General features: G+C 65.9%; 15 protein-coding genes. 6 read left to right on the top strand and 9 right to left on the bottom strand.

The annotated features are described in order from the left end of the window. Entirely contained in the window at positions 1–822 is an 822-nt protein-coding gene (gene modA / locus GOSPT_RS14175) for a molybdate ABC transporter substrate-binding protein (RefSeq protein WP_051993914.1), read from the bottom strand. A 32-nt stretch (positions 823–854) separates the two neighbouring features. Beyond that, a complete protein-coding gene (locus tag GOSPT_RS14170; RefSeq protein ID WP_005207009.1) occupies positions 855–1,259 on the bottom strand; it encodes a TOBE domain-containing protein in 405 nt (134 codons plus the stop codon). A 170-nt stretch (positions 1,260–1,429) separates the two neighbouring features. Here GOSPT_RS14170 and GOSPT_RS14165 point away from each other — a divergent pair, with 170 nt between their 5' ends. Next, on the top strand, positions 1,430–2,491 hold the full coding sequence (locus GOSPT_RS14165) for an ATP-binding cassette domain-containing protein (protein ID WP_005207008.1): 1,062 nt from the start codon (positions 1,430–1,432) through the stop codon (positions 2,489–2,491). Continuing rightward, positions 2,488–3,336, top strand: a complete 849-nt coding sequence (locus tag GOSPT_RS14160) for an ABC transporter permease (RefSeq protein ID WP_039856075.1) — start codon at positions 2,488–2,490, stop codon at positions 3,334–3,336. Before GOSPT_RS14165 ends, GOSPT_RS14160 begins: the two co-directional genes overlap by 4 nt. A 46-nt stretch (positions 3,337–3,382) precedes the next feature. Here GOSPT_RS14160 and GOSPT_RS14155 read toward each other — a convergent pair whose 3' ends face one another. Further along, on the bottom strand, positions 3,383–4,699 hold the full coding sequence (locus GOSPT_RS14155) for an ROK family protein (RefSeq protein WP_051993912.1): 1,317 nt from the start codon (positions 4,697–4,699) through the stop codon (positions 3,383–3,385). Positions 4,700–5,254: 555 nt separating this feature from the next. Between GOSPT_RS14155 and GOSPT_RS14150 the strand changes: the two genes are divergently transcribed. Beyond that, the gene (locus GOSPT_RS14150) at positions 5,255–6,310 is read left to right on the top strand and encodes a sigma-70 family RNA polymerase sigma factor (protein WP_005207005.1); all 1,056 of its coding nucleotides are present in this window, start codon (positions 5,255–5,257) and stop codon (positions 6,308–6,310) included. Positions 6,311–6,725: 415 nt separating this feature from the next. Here the strand turns inward: GOSPT_RS14150 and GOSPT_RS14145 are convergent, their stop codons facing one another. After that, positions 6,726–7,145 (bottom strand): VOC family protein, encoded by a 420-nt coding sequence (locus GOSPT_RS14145; protein ID WP_005207004.1) that lies wholly within the window; start codon positions 7,143–7,145, stop codon positions 6,726–6,728. Positions 7,146–7,208: 63 nt separating this feature from the next. Between GOSPT_RS14145 and GOSPT_RS14140 the strand changes: the two genes are divergently transcribed. Continuing rightward, positions 7,209–7,955, top strand: a complete 747-nt coding sequence (locus GOSPT_RS14140) for a histidine phosphatase family protein (RefSeq protein WP_005207003.1) — start codon at positions 7,209–7,211, stop codon at positions 7,953–7,955. Between the two features lie 28 nt (positions 7,956–7,983). Here GOSPT_RS14140 and GOSPT_RS14135 read toward each other — a convergent pair whose 3' ends face one another. From GOSPT_RS14135 to GOSPT_RS14120, 4 genes are all read right to left on the bottom strand, one after another. Beyond that, positions 7,984–8,997: a phosphotransferase family protein gene (locus GOSPT_RS14135; RefSeq protein ID WP_005207002.1), complete on the bottom strand. Its 1,014-nt coding sequence runs from the start codon at positions 8,995–8,997 to the stop codon at positions 7,984–7,986. Continuing rightward, the gene (locus GOSPT_RS14130) at positions 8,994–10,217 is read right to left on the bottom strand and encodes an acyl-CoA dehydrogenase family protein (protein ID WP_005207001.1); all 1,224 of its coding nucleotides are present in this window, start codon (positions 10,215–10,217) and stop codon (positions 8,994–8,996) included. The genes GOSPT_RS14135 and GOSPT_RS14130 overlap by 4 nt, the downstream gene beginning before the upstream one ends. Before the next feature lie 137 nt (positions 10,218–10,354). Continuing rightward, entirely contained in the window at positions 10,355–11,005 is a 651-nt protein-coding gene (locus tag GOSPT_RS14125; protein WP_005207000.1) for a TetR/AcrR family transcriptional regulator, read from the bottom strand. Between the two features lie 4 nt (positions 11,006–11,009). Beyond that, complete coding sequence (locus GOSPT_RS14120) at positions 11,010–11,642, bottom strand: TetR/AcrR family transcriptional regulator (RefSeq protein WP_005206999.1); 633 nt, start codon at positions 11,640–11,642, stop codon at positions 11,010–11,012. Between the two features lie 65 nt (positions 11,643–11,707). Between GOSPT_RS14120 and GOSPT_RS14115 the strand changes: the two genes are divergently transcribed. Continuing rightward, complete coding sequence (locus GOSPT_RS14115; protein ID WP_005206998.1) at positions 11,708–12,556, top strand: oxygenase MpaB family protein; 849 nt, start codon at positions 11,708–11,710, stop codon at positions 12,554–12,556. Between the two features lie 15 nt (positions 12,557–12,571). Here GOSPT_RS14115 and GOSPT_RS14110 read toward each other — a convergent pair whose 3' ends face one another. After that, positions 12,572–13,858: an alpha-hydroxy-acid oxidizing protein gene (locus GOSPT_RS14110; RefSeq protein ID WP_005206997.1), complete on the bottom strand. Its 1,287-nt coding sequence runs from the start codon at positions 13,856–13,858 to the stop codon at positions 12,572–12,574. 125 nt (positions 13,859–13,983) lie between these two features. Between GOSPT_RS14110 and GOSPT_RS14105 the strand changes: the two genes are divergently transcribed. Then, on the top strand, positions 13,984–16,224 hold the full coding sequence (locus GOSPT_RS14105; protein ID WP_005206996.1) for an MMPL family transporter: 2,241 nt from the start codon (positions 13,984–13,986) through the stop codon (positions 16,222–16,224). Positions 16,225–16,446: the final 222 nt, after the last annotated feature.

Raw genomic sequence — 16,446 nt, 5'->3', positions numbered from 1 at the left:
TCAGGAGCTCGCGGGCTTGAAGCCTGCGGCAGCCAAGATCTCCTGCCCGGTCTGACCCGTCACCATGTCTTTGAACTGTGCCGCCTGCTCGGCATGCTTGGTGCCCTTGACCGTTGCGATCGGATACTTGTTGACCACCTTGGCGAACGCCGGGTCGTCGACGGTGGAGACCTTGTTGCCCGCCGACTTCGCGTCTGTCACATAGACCAGACCGGCGTCGGCCTCGCCTGAGGTGACCTTGGTGAGCACGGAGGTCACCGACGTTTCCTGGCTCACCGGAGACAACTCGACGCCCGTGTTCTTCTCGACCGTCACCGTCGCCGCCCCGCACGGGACCTCCGGCGCACAGACGACCGTCTTCACGTCGGCATTCTTCAGACTCGCGAATCCGTTGATCTGCTTGGGATTTCCCGGCGCCGTGGCGATCACCAGTGTGTTGGTGGCGAAGATGGCCGGGTCGACCGCCTTGTCGCCGAGTTTCTGCATCGTCCGTTCATCCGCGGTGGCGATCACGTCGGCGTCAGCACCCTGGTTGATCTGGGTGACCAACGCCGACGACCCCGCGAAGCTGAGCTTCACGTCGACGTCGGAGTGTGCCTTCTCGAAAGCGTCGGCCAGCTCGGTGAAGGTGTTCTTCAATGACGCTGCCGCGTACACGTTGAGAGTTACCTTCTGCCCGTCGGTACTCGAAGAAGCACCGCTCGACGAATCACTGTCCGACGAACATCCGGCGACGGCGGCGATCACGGCGATGAGCGCCGCGCAGACGGCCAGCAGACGACGAACCGGTACAGGACGAGACGACCCAGCACGCGATGACACAGCAGTTCTCACTTCTCTCCCGCGCACGCGGGTCACTTGTTCGGATCAGGACGTTCGACGATCACCGTCGTCGCCTTGACCACCGCGGTCGCGACGACGCCGGGTTCGAGTCGGAGTTCTCGCGCGGCTTCGGCACTCATCAGCGATGTGACCTCGAACGGCCCGCACTGCAGAGTCACCTGAGCCATCACGGTGTCGACGACCAGGTCCGTCACCAGTCCGGTGAACCTGTTACGCGCCGATCGCAGCACCCCGGTGCCGTCGTCGTCGGGGACGCGCGACCGGCGACGCGCAAGCGCTGCGAGACCGACGCCGTCGACGGTCGCGACTGCTTCGCCGCCACCCGGCTCGAGCTCGCCGGAGGCCAGCCAGCGTCGAACGGTGTCGTCGCTAACCCCGAGAAGCGTCGCGGCATCGCGTACTTTGATCGCCGTCACCCGAGCGAGTTTAACCGCAGTCGCGGAGAAGTGGGCTGTTGATCGACGTATGTGCGGGTCCACCGATGAATTCTCGGCCGGTCACGAGTCGACACCTGTACTCCGTTCACACCACCCGGCCCCCGAAACTCAGTCGCCGATGTCCGACTCGCCCGATACCGTGAGGAACCATGAGCCAGCCAGCGCCACCCACCACCGCAGGCCACACACCCGGCCCACCCGACACCGTCCTCGACCTCGCCGTCGAGGCCACCAACCTCGTCAAACGCTTCGGCGACTTCACCGCCGTCGACGACGTCAGCTTCAACGTGCCCACGGGCTCGGTTCTCGGTCTGCTCGGTCCCAACGGCGCAGGCAAGACGACGATCGTGCGGATGATGACCACACTCTCGCTTCCGACGAGCGGAACCGCCCGCATCGCCGGATTCGACGTCCGGACCGACCCCGAAATGGTGCGCCGCAACATGGGGCTCACCGGTCAGGCCGCCACGGTCGACGAGATCCTCACCGGCCGCGAGAATCTGCGGATGGTCGGCGGCCTGTACGGCATCACCCGAAAGGCGTTGGCCGCACGAACCGACGAACTCCTCGAACAGTTCTCGCTGACCGACGCCGCCGACAAACAGGTCCGCGCCTACTCCGGCGGCATGCGCCGACGTCTCGACCTCGCCGTCAGCCTGCTTGCCGCACCCCCGGTGCTGTTCCTCGACGAGCCGACGACCGGCCTCGACCCGCGCAGCCGCGCCGAACTGTGGGATGTCCTGCGACGCCTGGTCGCGGGCGGCACCACGTTGGTGCTGACCACGCAGTATCTCGAGGAAGCCGACCAACTGGCCGACAACATCGTCGTCATCGACAAGGGTCGGGTCATCGCCGAGGGCACCCCGCTGCAACTCAAAGAACGTGCGGGCGCGGCAAGCGTGGTCATCACCGTGTCCGACGCCGCGTCACTGCCCGCGGCGCAAGAACTGTTGCGCCGCAACGGCGGAGATGTGTTCGTCGACGAGACCGCCCGCACACTGACCTCGTCGGCTTCCGGCCTCGCCGACCTCACCCGCATCGCGGCCTGGTTCGACGAATCGGGGATCACCGTCGACGACATCGGACTCGCCCGACCGAGCCTCGACGACGTCTTCCTCTCCCTCACCGGCCACCGCGCCGAGACCACCACAGACGACGATGCCGACGCCGGCACCGACAACGCCCCCACCTCGAGCGGAGACACCCGATGAGCACCACATCGATGACATCGCAACTGGTCGAACGCCCACCGATCCACCCGACGAACGTCTGGCAACAGGCGTGGATCATGGTGAAGCGCAACATGATCCACACTCGACGCATGCCGGAGATGCTCTCCGACGTGACGATCCAGCCGATCATGTTCGTCGTGCTGTTCGCCTACGTCTTCGGACCGGCGATCAGCGCGGGCAACCCGGCGATCAACTACAAGCAGTACCTACTGCCGGGCATCATGGGTCAGACGATCGTGTTCACCGCGTTCATCGTCGCCACCGGTATCACCGCCGACATCGAGAAGGGCATCATCGACCGTTTCCGGTCGCTCCCCATCCGACGGTCGGCAGTGCTGATCGGACGCAGCATCGCGAGTCTGCTGCACTCGTCGATCGGCATCGTCGTGATGGCACTGACGGGCGTCATCATCGGCTGGCGGATCACCACGTCGGTGTGGGAAGGAACGCTCGGCTTCATCCTGGTGCTGGTGTTCGGATTCGCGATGATCTGGTTCGGCGTGATGATCGGTTCGTGGCTGCGGTCGGTCGAAGCGGTCAACGGGTTCATGTTCTCCGTGCTGTTCCCGCTGACGTTCGTCTCCAACGCGTTCGTGCCCACCCAGGCGATGCAGCCGTGGCTGCGGACCATCGCCGAGTGGAACCCCATCTCGTCACTCATCCAGGCGATGCGTGTGCTCTGGGGCAACGGACCCGCCGCGGGAGCCGACGCCGCACTCCCACTGCGCTACCCGGAGTTGTCGACGCTCATCTGGGCCGTCGTGCTCACACTGCTGTTCATGCCGTTCGCGCTGCGCAACTACGCGCGCCGCACCACGGACTGAGCATCAACGCAAAGCTCGCCGGCGCACGCCGCGCCGGCGAGCCTCCTTATGCCGTCGCGGCGAGCGCCTCGAGCGGATCGCCGTAGACGGCGTCGAGCGAGACGGCCCCCGCCGCCTGCTGCTGCACCGTCACACCCGAATGGGACACGCGCACATCGCGTTTGGGCGATACCGAGGTCTCGCGGATCGCTGCGGCAACCAGCGGCAGCGTCGACGGGTTGTCGGTGAACGCCTGCCCGCCGAGGATGATGTGGTCGGGGTTGAAGATGTCGGCCATCAGCGCCACCGCACGCCCGAGGACCGTCGCGCGCTCTTCGAGGAGTGCGCGAGCGGTCGCGTCACCGCCACGGGCGAGCGCGTGCACGCCCTCGATGTCGACGACGTCGAGTCCGAGTGCGAGCGCCGCCTCGACAACGCCGGTGTCGCTGGCGGTCGGCTCGAGGCGACCGGTGTGCTGCGGGTCGAGCAGGGTGGTCGCACCGGTCGGGAAGTGCCCGATCACCGGCGGGCCCGCGGTAGGTGTGTGCACGGCGCCGTCGACGCTGAACGCGATGCCGACCATCTCACGTGCGTAGAAGTAGAGGAAGCTCGAGCGCTTGTCGCTGGGGTTCACCACGAGCTCGGCGGCGGCCATCGCCTCGACGTGCGACGCCACCGACACGGGCAGGCCGACGGCTTCGGCGATGATGTTGCCCACCGGGGCATCCGTCCAGCCGAGACGCGGATGGTCGACGAAGCCCCCTTCGGCGACGCGGCCACCGATCGCGACACCGGCCCACAGCACTCGACGATTCGACCAGCGTCCGACGAAGCGTCGTGCGCTGTCGCCGATGGCGGTCAGCGTCTGCTCGGGGGTCTCGGCGATCGGCGTCGGGATCTGGATGGCTCCGACGACGCGATGCAACAGGTCGTGGGTCGTGATCGAGGTGACCTTGTATCCGATGTGGATACCGAGGGTCAGGAAGTCGGTCACGTTGATTTCGAATGGCAGGCGCGGACGTCCGATGGCACCGGCCGGCGCGAGGTCGGCGCGTTCACGCAGGAGCCCCGCCTTCAACAGCGCGCCGACCTGGCGGTTCACCGTCGAGATGGACAGTCCGGTTGCCTCCGCGGCGTCGTCGCGGAAGATCGGGCCGGAGAGTCGAGCGGTGCGCAACACGAGCGCTGCGGGTTTGTCGGAGAGCTCGAGGCGCGGTGTCGCGATCTGAATCGGCCGCCCCCCTCTCCTGGCACTACGTGGTTCGAGCCCGGGAACAGGCGTCGGTCGCGGCGTCGACCTGCGTGGGATCGGACGTGCGGCCGGCCGTCGGACCGGTGAGGAAAGCGTAGCTGTGCGGATGGGCTGATCAACGGTTGCGGTCATGAGTGGGTGTCCTAGGTGTCGGTGCAGCAGCGGTGTCGGTGCAGCGAATCCGGGGCGCACAGCATCGTGGGCGCCGCGCGCGATGGCGTCAGCGGCCGGAACCGGACTTCATGGCAGGCGGTCGACGACGATCGCGGGGATTCGCGTGGAATGCGGAAGGTGAAGAGTGAAGAACTCGGATCAACGCATTCGGCGACAACACAGCACACGGGCGAACGGCAGACGACAACCCAGAGCGGTGATCACGTAGGTCACCTCTGAGATCTGCGCCAGGGCGCGGTCGTGCTCGCTCGTCATGAGCACGAAGCTAGCAACTGATCGCAGCGGCCCGCAACTCCCTTGCGCATCCCTTGCCGCAGGTCACAGACCACTTCGCGCGCCCGGCAGAGGCGTCCACCGGCGAGAATAGGCTGCCGACGGCGCGGCGTCGCGGGTTATACGCACCGCGCGCAAAACTCGGGGTCCTCCGTCGGCCCACAGGAGTACTCGACCTGCGCATCCATCGAGCGTGCGCAACCGTAGAGCTTGTCGGTGCCCTGTCGTAACCTGGATCACATGCCTCCGCAGACCGCCACCACTGCGCATCTTTCCGCTGAGCCGTCGACTTCGAGCGACTCCGAATTTCACGCCGCGACCGAGCCGTTGCGCCGAGAAATCCTGGCCCATTGCTACCGAATGATGGGTTCACACCACGACGCCGAAGACCTCACCCAGGACACCTACCTCCGTGCCTGGCGCGCGTACGACAAGTTCGACGGTCGCGCATCGGTACGGACCTGGCTGCACAAGATCGCGACCAACACCTGCCTGACCGCACTGCAGAGTAAACAGCGCAGGCCGCTCCCCTCAGGACTCGGCGGCGACGCCTTCGACCCCACCGACACACTCGAGACCGACGGCGAGGTCCCCTGGCTCGAGCCGTACGCGGGCGCCGTCGACGAGATCTCCCCCGGCGACGACGCCGACCCCGCCTACGTCGTCGGTGCACGCGAGTCGATCCGCCTCGCGTTCATCGCGGCGCTACAGCACCTACCCGAGCGGCAGCGAGCCGTACTGATCCTGCGCGATGTGCTGCAGTGGCGGGCCGCCGAGGTGGCCGACACCATCGGCGTCACCACCGCAACGGTCAACAGCCTGCTGCAGCGCGCCCGCGAGCAACTCAAGAATGCTGCGCCGCAGCATGATTCGACGGAAGAGATCACCGACGACGCGAAGCGTGAACTGCTTGCACGGTATGTCTCGGCGTTCGAGCGGTACGACGTCGACGCCATCGCCGACATGTTCACCGACAAGGCGATCTGGGAAATGCCACCCTTCACCGGTTGGTACCAGGGTCCGGCAGCGATCGGCACGCTCATCCGGCACAACTGCCCAGCAGAGAAGGAGGGCGACCAGATCCTCCTGCCCACCGTCGCCAACGGACAACCCGCCTTCGGGCTCTACATGCGCGAACCCGACGGCGTGCACCGCCCGTTTCACCTCCAGGTTCTCGAACTCGGCACGACGGGCCCCGACGCAGCGCCTGCGGTCACGCACGTCGTCGCCTTCTTCGGCGACGACCTGGCCACCGACTTCGCCCGCTTCGGCCTGCCCGCCACCCCTCCCCGCTGATCGAGCCCTACCCGCTGGTCGAGCGCCTCACTCGCTGGTCGAGCCTTCCTCGCTGATCGAGCGCCTCACTCGCTGATCGAGCGCCTCACTCGCTGGTCGAGCTTGTCGAGACCGCCTCACTCGCCGATCGAGCCCCACCCGCCGATCGAGCGCCCCCACCGCTGATCGAGCTTGTCGAGATCACCCCACCCGGTCGAGCTGCACCCGCTGCTCGAGCTGCACCCGCTGGTCGAGCCTGTCGAGACCACCCCAGGTGATTTCGACTCGGCAGCTCGCTCCGCTCGCGGCCAGCTCAATCAGCGGGAAAAGGTGCCCACCCGCCGATCGACACCCCACCCGCCGATCGAGCGCCCCCACCCGCCGATCGAGCCTTCCCCGCTGATCGAGCCTTCCTCGCTGATCGAGCTTGTCGAGATCACCCCGCCTCGGGAATCGCGCCCGGGTTCATCCACACGATCTCCCAGGCGTGGCCGTCGGGATCGCAGAAGCTGCGGCTGTAGGTGAAGCCGTGGTCGTCGGGTTCGCGCAACGCACTCGCGCCGTTCGCCAGCGCGGCGTCGGCCATGTCGTCGACTTCGTGCCTAGACGACGCCGAGAATGCGAGGACCACCTCGCGCGACGTCCCCGCAGAGCACCGCCCGCCCCGACCCGCCGCTGAGTACCCCGCGAACCGCCGGGCGGCAAGTAGCACCAGCATCGTGCGCTCGTTGATCGGGAGGCACACCGTCCCGGCGTCACAGAACCATTCGTCGGCGCGGAAACCGATGCTCTCGAAGAACCTGCGCGAGCGCGCGGTGTCGTCGACGGGCAGCGTGATGAACAACGTTGACGCCATACACAGACCGACCCGGACGCCGCCCGGAAGTCATCGTTCCTCGACCGCATAGGCTCTACGAGCATGGGAGTCATCTACCTCGTACGACATGGCCAGGCCAACCCGTCCGCGTACGGGGTCGCCGACAGTGCGCCCAACGAAATGGCGCCCACCGACGACTCAGCCGCGGCCGTGAGCGACCCCGGCCCCGGCCTCACCGATACGGGTCGGGTCCAGGCCGGCCTCACCGGAACCCTGCTGTCCGCGCAGATCAGCGGTGTCACCGCCGCGATCAGCGGCGACCTCGCCCGGCAGACCGAGACACTCGCAGGCGTTCTCGCCCGCCTCGACTCCGCACCGGAACCGATCGTCGACCCGTCCTGGAACGAGTACGAACTGCCCGCGCTCGTCGGCGCAGCGACCCCAGACGAGTTCGCCGATCAGAAGTCGTATCAGCAGCGGCTCGACGCGGGCCTGGCACACTGGATCGACCAGACGAGCATGGCAGAGGCCGAGGGCGCGACCACCCCGCCCGGCTCCGGCGAAACCTATCCAGAATTCCGCTCACGGGTCACCGGGGCGGGCGAGCGCGCTGCCGAGTTGGCGGGCAGCGGACAGACCGTCCTCGTGGTGTCGTCGGCGGGCACAATCACACAGCTGATCGCCGAACTGTGGGGAGTGCCGCCGCACCGTTGGCCCGCGATGGCACGCACGATGGTCAACGCGTCGGTGACCAAACTCCTCGTCGGCCGCAGTGGGACGTCGGTGATGTCGCTCAACGAGCACGCCCATCTCGTCGACCGCGAAGGCGGCATCGCGACGTTCCGCTGAACGCTTGGGCGCAAAGTCCCGCGCGACGCTAGCCCAGCGCGGCCAGCCCCGCGGCGATGAATTCGCCCGTCGCCTCGGCGGCGTGCTCGGCGCCTTCTGACGCCGCGCCGGCACGTGCGCGATGGCTGATGCCCTCCGCGATCACACCCAGCTTGAGGTTGGCCAGCCCGAGGTAGAACGGCCAGTCGCCGAGGTCGTTGCCGGTCAACGTCGCGTAGCGCTGGGCCATCTCGTCGGCCGACGGGTAGCGGTCACTGGTCCACGCGCCGTCGAAGCCCAGAACCCGATCGAAGACGGGTGCGCGGTAGACGCACATGAGGGCCACGTCGGTGATCGGATCGCCGAGTGTCGACATCTCCCAATCGACCACTGCGGCAACAGTTCCCGGGTCATTCGACGCGAGAATCGTGTTGTCGACACGGTAGTCGCCATGCACGACGGTCGCGCGCGCCTGCTCCGGTACCCGTTCACCGAGCGCGTCGACGAGCCGATCGACGTCGGGTAGATCCCTGCCCCGGACGTGCGACCATTGCCTGGCCCACAGCTTCACCTGCCGACCCGCGAAACCCGTTGGCCTACCGAACTCCCCGAGCCCGACCGCCTCGAAGTCGACGGCGTGCAGCGCGGCAAGGGTCGAGATCAACCCCTCTGCATTGCGTGCCACCTCGTCGTCGGAAAGTGCCGAGAGGTCGTCGCCGGTCCGGATCACCGTCCCATCGACGAATTCGACGACGGTGCACGGCGCGCCGAGCACCGAACCGTCGGTATCGAAGGCGACCGGCGTGGCAACCGGGACGTCGGTACGCGAAAGCGCCGACGTGACAGCCCATTCCCGACCCATGTCGTGCGCCGAGGGTGTGAGGCCGCCGGTCGGAGGCCTGCGCGCAACCCAGCGGTGCACGCCGTCGGAGACCATGAACGTGAGATTCGACTTTCCGCCGCTGATCAACTCAACGTTGAGCGGTCCCGCGACGTCGACCCCGTTGTCAACCAGAAATCGTTGCAGCGCTTGAGGTTCGAGTACCAGCTCTGCGGTGCTCATGCGTTCTCTCCCTGCTGGGTCGATGTGCGACTCTTGCGTGCACGCCCGACGGCCCTGCGCGCAAGGGCCCAGCGATGCACCTCGGATGGACCGTCGTAGATGCGGAAGGGACGCAGTTCACGCTGAAGGCGTGCGAGCGGCAGATCGTCGGAGACGCCGAGTCCACCGCACATCTGGATCGATCGGTCGACGATTCGCGAATACGCCTCTGCGGCAAAGGTCTTGGCGATCGAGGTTTCCGACGACGCGTGACGCCCCTGATCGAGTTCATAGCACGCCTTGACCAACAGGGCACGCGACGCCGCGAGGTCGATCTCGTTGTCGGCCACCATCTGTTGGATCATGCCGAGATCGCCGAGTGTTCCGCCGAATCCGTTGCGGTGTGCGACGTAGTCGACGGCCACCTCGTGACAGCGCACAGCGACGCCGAGCCAGCGCATGACGTGCGTCATGCGCGCCGGACCGAGCCGCACCTGGGCGTAGCGATACCCCTGGTCGACCTCACCGAGCACGTCGGCGTCTGGAACGAAGACATCGGTGAAGCGCACTTCGCAGTGGCCGCCGATCATCGCGCGATCGGTGGTGTGGATGTGGCGCGTGACCTCGATGCCTGGCGTGTCACCGGGCGCGAGGAACATCGTTGCCCCGCCACGGTCGCCGGGCGCCCCCGCGGTGCGCGCCATGATGATGTAGAAGCCTGCGCCCTCGGCTCCGGTGATGAATCGCTTCTCGCCGTTGATCTTCCACCCACCGTCGACCTTGGTCGCCTCCGTGCGGAGTTGGTTGGGATCCGACCCGGCTCCCGGCGCGGGCTCGGTCATCGCGAACGCTGAACGCACGTCGCCATTGGCAAGTGGCGCTAGGTATTTGAGCTTCTGCTCGTCGTCTGCGATGTGGGCGAGCATGTGTACATTGCCCTCGTCGGGGGCTCCGATGTGCAGCGCGGCGGGCCCGAATGTCGAGTATCCACCCGCCTCGAAGACCGGCACCCGATCCGACATCGAGAGTCCGTGACCGCCCAGCTCGACGGGAGCGTGCGGCGCGAAGATGCCCAACTCCTTGGCCTGGCGATTGAGATCACGTCGCAGATCGTCGCCGCCCGCCGCGGTGATGTCGCCATCGTTCGCATTCTCGATCGGCAGGACGACCTCGTGGATGAATGCGGTCGTCCTCTTCACCAGATCGTCAACCTCGGGCGAATAGCCCAGTTCCACTGCCATCAGGTCTCCATCCTCGGGGTGCCACGCAGGTTCGACGCTCGAACGCCACGCCCGACCTCTCCGACCGAGCGCTCGTTCGGTGCCCAAGACTGCCAGAGACCGTCGACTCAGGTCAACCCATCGAGCCGCGAAGCGCTTCAGCGCTCAACGTATCCGACGGTCGCCCTCGACAAGTCCAGATTGCGTGCGATCAGCTCGTCCGGGCCCAGTTCCCCGTCGAGCTTGAACCAGGTCGAGACGCCGACGCACATCGTGGTGACCGCGCGCGCCGCATCTTTCGGATAACTCGTGCGGAAGTCGCCCGCTTCGACCCCGGCGAACACGATCTCGTCGACCATCCGCTGCTGACGGTCGCGCAGGCCGATGTAGGTCTGCTTGTACGAACTGTCGAGACTGCGAATCTCGGTCGAACCGACGAACGCCTGCTCACGCCGGTACATATGAAAGCGCAGCAACGACTCGACCACTGCGTCGAATTGGTCGACCGGTTCGGGCCCGGCCTCGGCAACAGCCTGCTCCGACCGCGCGAGCAGATCCATCATCGTCCTGTCGAGCAGACCCTGGAGTAGCGACTGCTTCGACGGATAGTGGTGGTAGAGCCCCGGAACGGACAGGTTGGCCCGCGCTGCAATCTCACGCACGGACGTGCCGTGGTAGCCATGCTCGGCGAAAGCCCCGAGTGCAGCTGCGAGCGGAACGGGCAACTCGGGCTCGCCGAAATCGCGCCAACGCCCGGTCTGCTCCTCCACTTCCGCATCCTCGACGCCGCTACTCATGGCATCCAACATATCCCTATCCCCTCTGCGTCACCGCAGGCACCAGCGACATCATCAATGCGACGCTGAGGTCGACGACCTCGTCTCGACCCAGCGGCACCTCGTCGTCGAGCCACGCCGACAGTAGGCGCGCGAGTCCCCCGACCTGGAATTGAGCAGCCCCTACGGCCTGAGGGCTGGGAGCGGTGTGCAGTGCAGCGGACGCGGTGCTGAGCGTGATGGCCGCGAAGACGGCCGTCGAATCACGTCGCTTCTCGGCAAGGACCGGACTGGTCAGTATCGGCGAGAACAACAGTCGCCCTTTGCGACGGTCGGAGTCGATGATCGAGACGATCGTCGCGACAGCGGCATGCACCTTGTCGCCGACGTCGTCGCCGGTGGCGAAGGCCGCGAGCGCGTCGTGTGAGATCTCGTCGATCACGCGGTCGTAGGTGGCTGCGACCAGCGCGTCTACCGTCTCGAAGCTCTCGTAGAAGTAGCGCGGATTGAGCGACGCCGCGCCGCACACCCCACGAACCGTCACCGACTGCGGCGGCTGTCCACCGAGCAACTCGAGCGCGGCATCCATGAGGGCGGTGCGTCGACGCGCGACGCGCTCATCCCCCTTCACCCCGCTGTAGGTGCGCAGTTCTTCGCTCACGTAGACCATCTTGACATCTGCCGCACCACCGGCGTTGAATCAGGCAACAGCCGTTACCAGATAGGAGCCGCGCGATGACGGTGCCCGACACGCAGTCCGACCACCCAGCAACTGCGCGCGACGAGATCGACAGCTCCGATCTCACGATGCTCGGCGCCGCAGCACTCGCGGGCCCGGCGAACGTGATCATGCAGCTCGCGATGCCCGCCGTCGGCTACGGCGTCTACGAGAGCCGCGTCGACTCTGGAAATCTGTTCAAGCATCCGGTCAAGCGCACAAGGACGACGCTGAGCTACCTCGCTGTCGCCGCGATGGGTTCACCTGCGGACCGTAAGGCGTACCGGCGGGCCGTCGGTCGGGCGCACGCCAAGGTCCACTCCACGGCTGACAGTCCGGTCGCCTACAACGCGTTCGACCCGGCCCTGCAACTCTGGGTCGCCGCGTGTTTGTACAAGGGTTGGGAAGACGTCCAACACATCTACGGCGGTCCGTCGATCATCTCGGAGGAGACCTACCGTGCGGGCGCGGTCATGGGTACCACCCTGCAGGTTCCGCCTCAGATGTGGCCCGCCACGCGCGCAGACTTCGAAACCTATTGGCAGAACACCATTTCCACGCTTGTGATCGACCCGCCGATCCGAGAACACCTCTTGGCGATCGCGCGTATGGAGTTCGCAGGCCCGATCGTGTCACGACTCGGCGGCTGGTGGTCGTACATCATGACCATCGGGTTCCTGCCCGAGGACTTCCGCGACAAGATGGACATCGAGTTCACCCCGCGGCAGCAGACCGTCTTCGACGTCCACAACGCTATTGTTCGACGCGTCGTGCGTCACCTGCCGAAACCGTTGCAGCAGTTCCCATTCAACGTTCTTCTGGCCGACGTACGGCGCCGCATCCGCACCGGCCGACCACTGGTCTGACACGGGCTGCGAGGCTCACGCGACAGTGGCCAACGCCTCTGGCGTGAGTTCGTCGACGCTCGTGTGTCCTGCGAGACCGAGCGTCAGGTCAAGTTCGGCGATGATGTTCGCGACGGCATCGCGAGCACCGTCGGAACCGGCGAGGGCAAGGCCGTACATATGCGGTCGCCCGATGCACACCGCGTCGGCTCCGAGCGCCAACACCTTGAAAACGTCTGCGCCGGAATAGATCCCCGAGTCGGCGAGTACCTTGATCCGACCGTCGACGACAGGCGCTATCGCGGCGAGAGCGTCGACAGAACTGATAGAACCATCGATCTGACGGCCACCGTGGTTGGAGACGATGATGGCGTCGACGCCGGTGTCGACGGCACGCCGCGCGTCGTCGGGATGCAGTACGCCCTTGAGGACGATCGGCAGCGACGTCCGCTCGCGCAGACCCTCGATCTGCGTCCAACTCAGCGAGGGTCGCGAGTAGATATCGAGGAAGGTCTGCACGCCGACGCGCGGCTCAGGTCGAATGATGTTGCGTAGCAACGATCCCGGCGTATTCCGCGCGATATTGACGAGCGTGCGCAGCGCACCGAGTGAAATCTCGGGACGCTCCGAGCTCCCCTGCACCGCACGCTCGGAGACGATCTCGTTGAAACGGGAATCCGAGGTGTACTGCGCAATACCCTCCCCGCGCGCGAACGGCAGCGACCCGATATTGAGGTCATGCGGTCGCCAGCCGAGCATCGTCGTATCAAGGGTTACCGCGACGGCCGACGCTCCGACGCTTTCGGCGCGCTGCAACAGGCTGTCGACGAGGTCGTCGTCGGTCGACCAGTAGAGCTGAAACCATCGCGGCGCGCCCGGCCGTACGCGGTCCATCTCCGCGGCGACCTCCTCCATCGCGACCCCGCCCTGGTTGGAGAAGATGTAGGGCACACCCAGTTCGGCAGCGGCGTGGCCGATCAACCTGTCGGCCCCGCGCGCGACGAGATCACCCGCTCCGACCGGTGCGAACAGGATCGGTGCGGGCAGTCGATCACCGAACAGTTCAGTCTGAAGGGTCCGCTCGGAGACGTCGCGCAGCACTCGCGGCACGATGGCGCGTCGATCGAGTGCCCTGCGGTTCGCCGCCATAGTCCGACCCGCGCCTGCGCCGCCGGCGATGTAGGCCCAGGCCCGATCCGACATCTTCGCCCGCGCGCGGCGTTCGAGTTCGTCGAAGTCGGTCGGCACGACGGGCGTGCGCCCGTGGATTCCCGCTGTGTAGATGTCGTTCTGACGGGCACGACCGGAAAGTGATGACGGCATACTCCACAGCGTATGACCCGCCTCACAGCGGTCCTCGAGCGGCCATGACCGTAATCACACACGACACCGGTGCTCGACTCTCGTTACTCTGGCGTGCGTCCAGTCGGGGAGATCAAAGGGTTCACATGGCTATCTGGTTGTACAGGCTCGGACGTTCCGCGTTTCGCCACAAGTGGATCGTGATCGCCGCGTGGATCGTCGTATTGGTCATTCTCGGTGCACTCGTCGGTACGTTGAAACCGACTTTCGCCACCAATTTCGAGCTCCCCGGCACCGACTCCGATCGTGCGATGTCGGTGATGAAGCAAGACTTCCCCGCGGCGAACGATCAGCTGTTGAAGTCGTCGACCAGCATTCTCGTCGAAGCCGACGACGGTCTCGAGAACCATATGGGCCAGATCGACGCGCTCGTCGCCAAGGCTCGGACGCTACCCAAGGTCATCGAGCCGCAGACTGTCGTCAATCCGGTGACCGCGGCCAAGGCTAATCCCGCGATCGCACCCAAGGTCCTCGGCGACAACGGCAAGGTCGGGCTGATCCAGATCAAGCAGGACATCCGGGCCAACGAACTGACCAACGACGACATGACGCAGTTCGAGGATCTGCTGTCCGAGTTCCGCGGCAACGGGTTGCAGGTCGAGGGCACCGGCTCGCTGATGCAGGTCTTTCAGCAGGGTGGGGTGTCGGAGCTGTTGGGATTCGTGATCGCGTTCATCGTCATGATCATCGCGTTCGCGTCCATCGTTGCGGCGTTCATCCCGATCATCACCGGCATCTTCGGCGTCGGCATCACCATGCTGCTCGTCACGTTGAGCGCCAAGATCTTCGACGTCCAGCAGAGCGCGACCACGATCATCACGATGCTCGGGATCGCGGTCTCCATCGACTACGCGCTGTTCATCGTGTCCAGATATCGATCGGAACTGAATCTCGGCGGGTCGCGCGAGGCCGCCACGGGTAGAGCCGTGGGAACCGCGGGCTCTGCCGTGGTGTTCGCGGGCCTGACGGTCGTGGTCGCCGTGTGTGCGCTGAGCGTCGTCGGCATCCCGTTCATCACACAGATGGGTATCTCGGCGGGATTGGCCGTCGTTGTCGCCGTGCTCGGCGCCATCACGCTGATCCCCGCACTGCTCGGCGCGTTCGGCAGGTTTGCGTTCAGCCCACGCATTCCCGGCCTGCGTCACGGCGACGAACCGGATTCGCAACCGTCCAACGGCCTGCGCGTCGCCCGTTTCATCACGCGATTCCCGCTGCCCGTCGCACTCGTCGGCCTCGTGCTGCTCGGTATCGCCGCGATCCCGATGTCGAGCATGCAACTCGGCATGGACTCGACCGGCGACAAGGAGTACGCGGCAACCAAGCTTCTCGAACGCGGCTTCGGCGAAGGCGTGAACGGCCCGCTACTCGTCGTCGTCAGTGATGCGTCGGGTGGAGATATCGCTCCCGCAGCGAATGCGGTTGTCGCACAGGTGAAGACGCTGCCGAATGTTGCCAACCCAGAGCAGGTCGTCTGGGTTGGCAATGGCCAGGACAAACAGAACCCCCAGAAGGGTGCGACAGCCGCGCTGATCTCGGTCACCCCGGCGAAGTCGCCCTCGGGCCCCGAGACGCACACGTTGATGGAACAGATACGTGACTACGGGTCGTCGAAACCTGGTGGTGCGACCGTCAACGTCGGCGGCCAGACGGCCATCATGTCGGATATCTCGAGCAAGCTCAGCAGTGCACTGCTGCCGTTCCTCATCGTGGTGGTCGGGCTCGCCTTCATCATCCTGACCATCGTGTTCCGTTCGCTGCTCGTGCCGCTGACGGCAACCATCGGCTTCTTGTTCTCGGTGTGTGCGACGTTCGGTGCGACGGTGTGGATCTTCCAGGAGGGCCACCTCGGACTGATCGACCACACCAAGCCGATCATCTCGTTCCTGCCGATCTTCCTGATCGGCGTGGTGTTCGGGCTCGCGATGGACTACCAGGTCTTTCTCGTGACCCGAATGCGCGAGGAGTACGTGCACGGGTTGTCGGCGAAGGATTCGGTGATCGTCGGCTACCAGCACGGCGCGCGGGTGGTCGCCTCCGCTGCGGTCATCATGATCTCGGTGTTCTCGGCCTTCATGCTCGCACCCGACACGATCGCGAAGATGATGGGCTTCGCACTGGCCGCCGCGGTCTTCTTCGACGCCTTCATCATCCGCATGGCCGTCGTGCCCGCGGTGATCACGATTATGGGCGACTGGGCCTGGAAGATCCCCCGCTGGCTCAACCGCATCCTGCCCAACGTCGACATCGAGGGCACCGAGATCCGCCGCATCCCGATCGACGACGAACCCGCCGAGCGGCGCGAGGCCGTCCCGGCGGGTCAGAGCTGAGGCAGCCCGCTGGTCGGGCGTCCCCCGCTGGTCGAGCCCTAACTGCTGGTCGAGCCCTAACCGCTGGTCGAGCCCTAACCGCTGGTCGAGCCTTATTCGCTGGTCGAGCTTGTCGAGACCACCCGCCGACCAGCTGTGCCGCAGGTGATTTCGACTCGGCAGCTCGCTCCGCTCGCGGCCAGCTCAATCAGCGAAAGGCCCACCCGCTGGTCGAGCGTCCCC

It is taken from the genome of Gordonia sputi NBRC 100414 (genome assembly GCF_000248055.1).
GTDB classification, from domain to species: Bacteria; Actinomycetota; Actinomycetes; order Mycobacteriales; family Mycobacteriaceae; genus Gordonia; species Gordonia sputi.
The sequence above is the reverse complement of the archived record's forward strand: the minus strand, read 5'-3'. Positions and strand labels throughout refer to the sequence as shown.

Excerpts from the sequence above, each read along its gene's own strand:
- GOSPT_RS14125 (WP_005207000.1), bottom strand. The coding sequence starts at position 11,005 with ATGTTGGATGCCATGAGTAGCGGCGTCGAGGATGCGGAAGTGGAGGAG.
- GOSPT_RS14120 (WP_005206999.1), bottom strand. The coding sequence starts at position 11,642 with ATGGTCTACGTGAGCGAAGAACTGCGCACCTACAGCGGGGTGAAGGGG.
- GOSPT_RS14155 (WP_051993912.1), bottom strand. The coding sequence starts at position 4,699 with ATGACCGCAACCGTTGATCAGCCCATCCGCACAGCTACGCTTTCCTCA.
- GOSPT_RS14110 (WP_005206997.1), bottom strand. The coding sequence starts at position 13,858 with ATGCCGTCATCACTTTCCGGTCGTGCCCGTCAGAACGACATCTACACA.
- GOSPT_RS14165 (WP_005207008.1), top strand. The coding sequence starts at position 1,430 with ATGAGCCAGCCAGCGCCACCCACCACCGCAGGCCACACACCCGGCCCA.
- GOSPT_RS14160 (WP_039856075.1), top strand. The coding sequence starts at position 2,488 with ATGAGCACCACATCGATGACATCGCAACTGGTCGAACGCCCACCGATC.
- GOSPT_RS14140 (WP_005207003.1), top strand. The coding sequence starts at position 7,209 with ATGGGAGTCATCTACCTCGTACGACATGGCCAGGCCAACCCGTCCGCG.
- GOSPT_RS14150 (WP_005207005.1), top strand. The coding sequence starts at position 5,255 with ATGCCTCCGCAGACCGCCACCACTGCGCATCTTTCCGCTGAGCCGTCG.
- GOSPT_RS14130 (WP_005207001.1), bottom strand. The coding sequence starts at position 10,217 with ATGGCAGTGGAACTGGGCTATTCGCCCGAGGTTGACGATCTGGTGAAG.
- GOSPT_RS14145 (WP_005207004.1), bottom strand. The coding sequence starts at position 7,145 with ATGGCGTCAACGTTGTTCATCACGCTGCCCGTCGACGACACCGCGCGC.
- GOSPT_RS14135 (WP_005207002.1), bottom strand. The coding sequence starts at position 8,997 with ATGAGCACCGCAGAGCTGGTACTCGAACCTCAAGCGCTGCAACGATTT.
- GOSPT_RS14105 (WP_005206996.1), top strand. The coding sequence starts at position 13,984 with ATGGCTATCTGGTTGTACAGGCTCGGACGTTCCGCGTTTCGCCACAAG.
- GOSPT_RS14115 (WP_005206998.1), top strand. The coding sequence starts at position 11,708 with ATGACGGTGCCCGACACGCAGTCCGACCACCCAGCAACTGCGCGCGAC.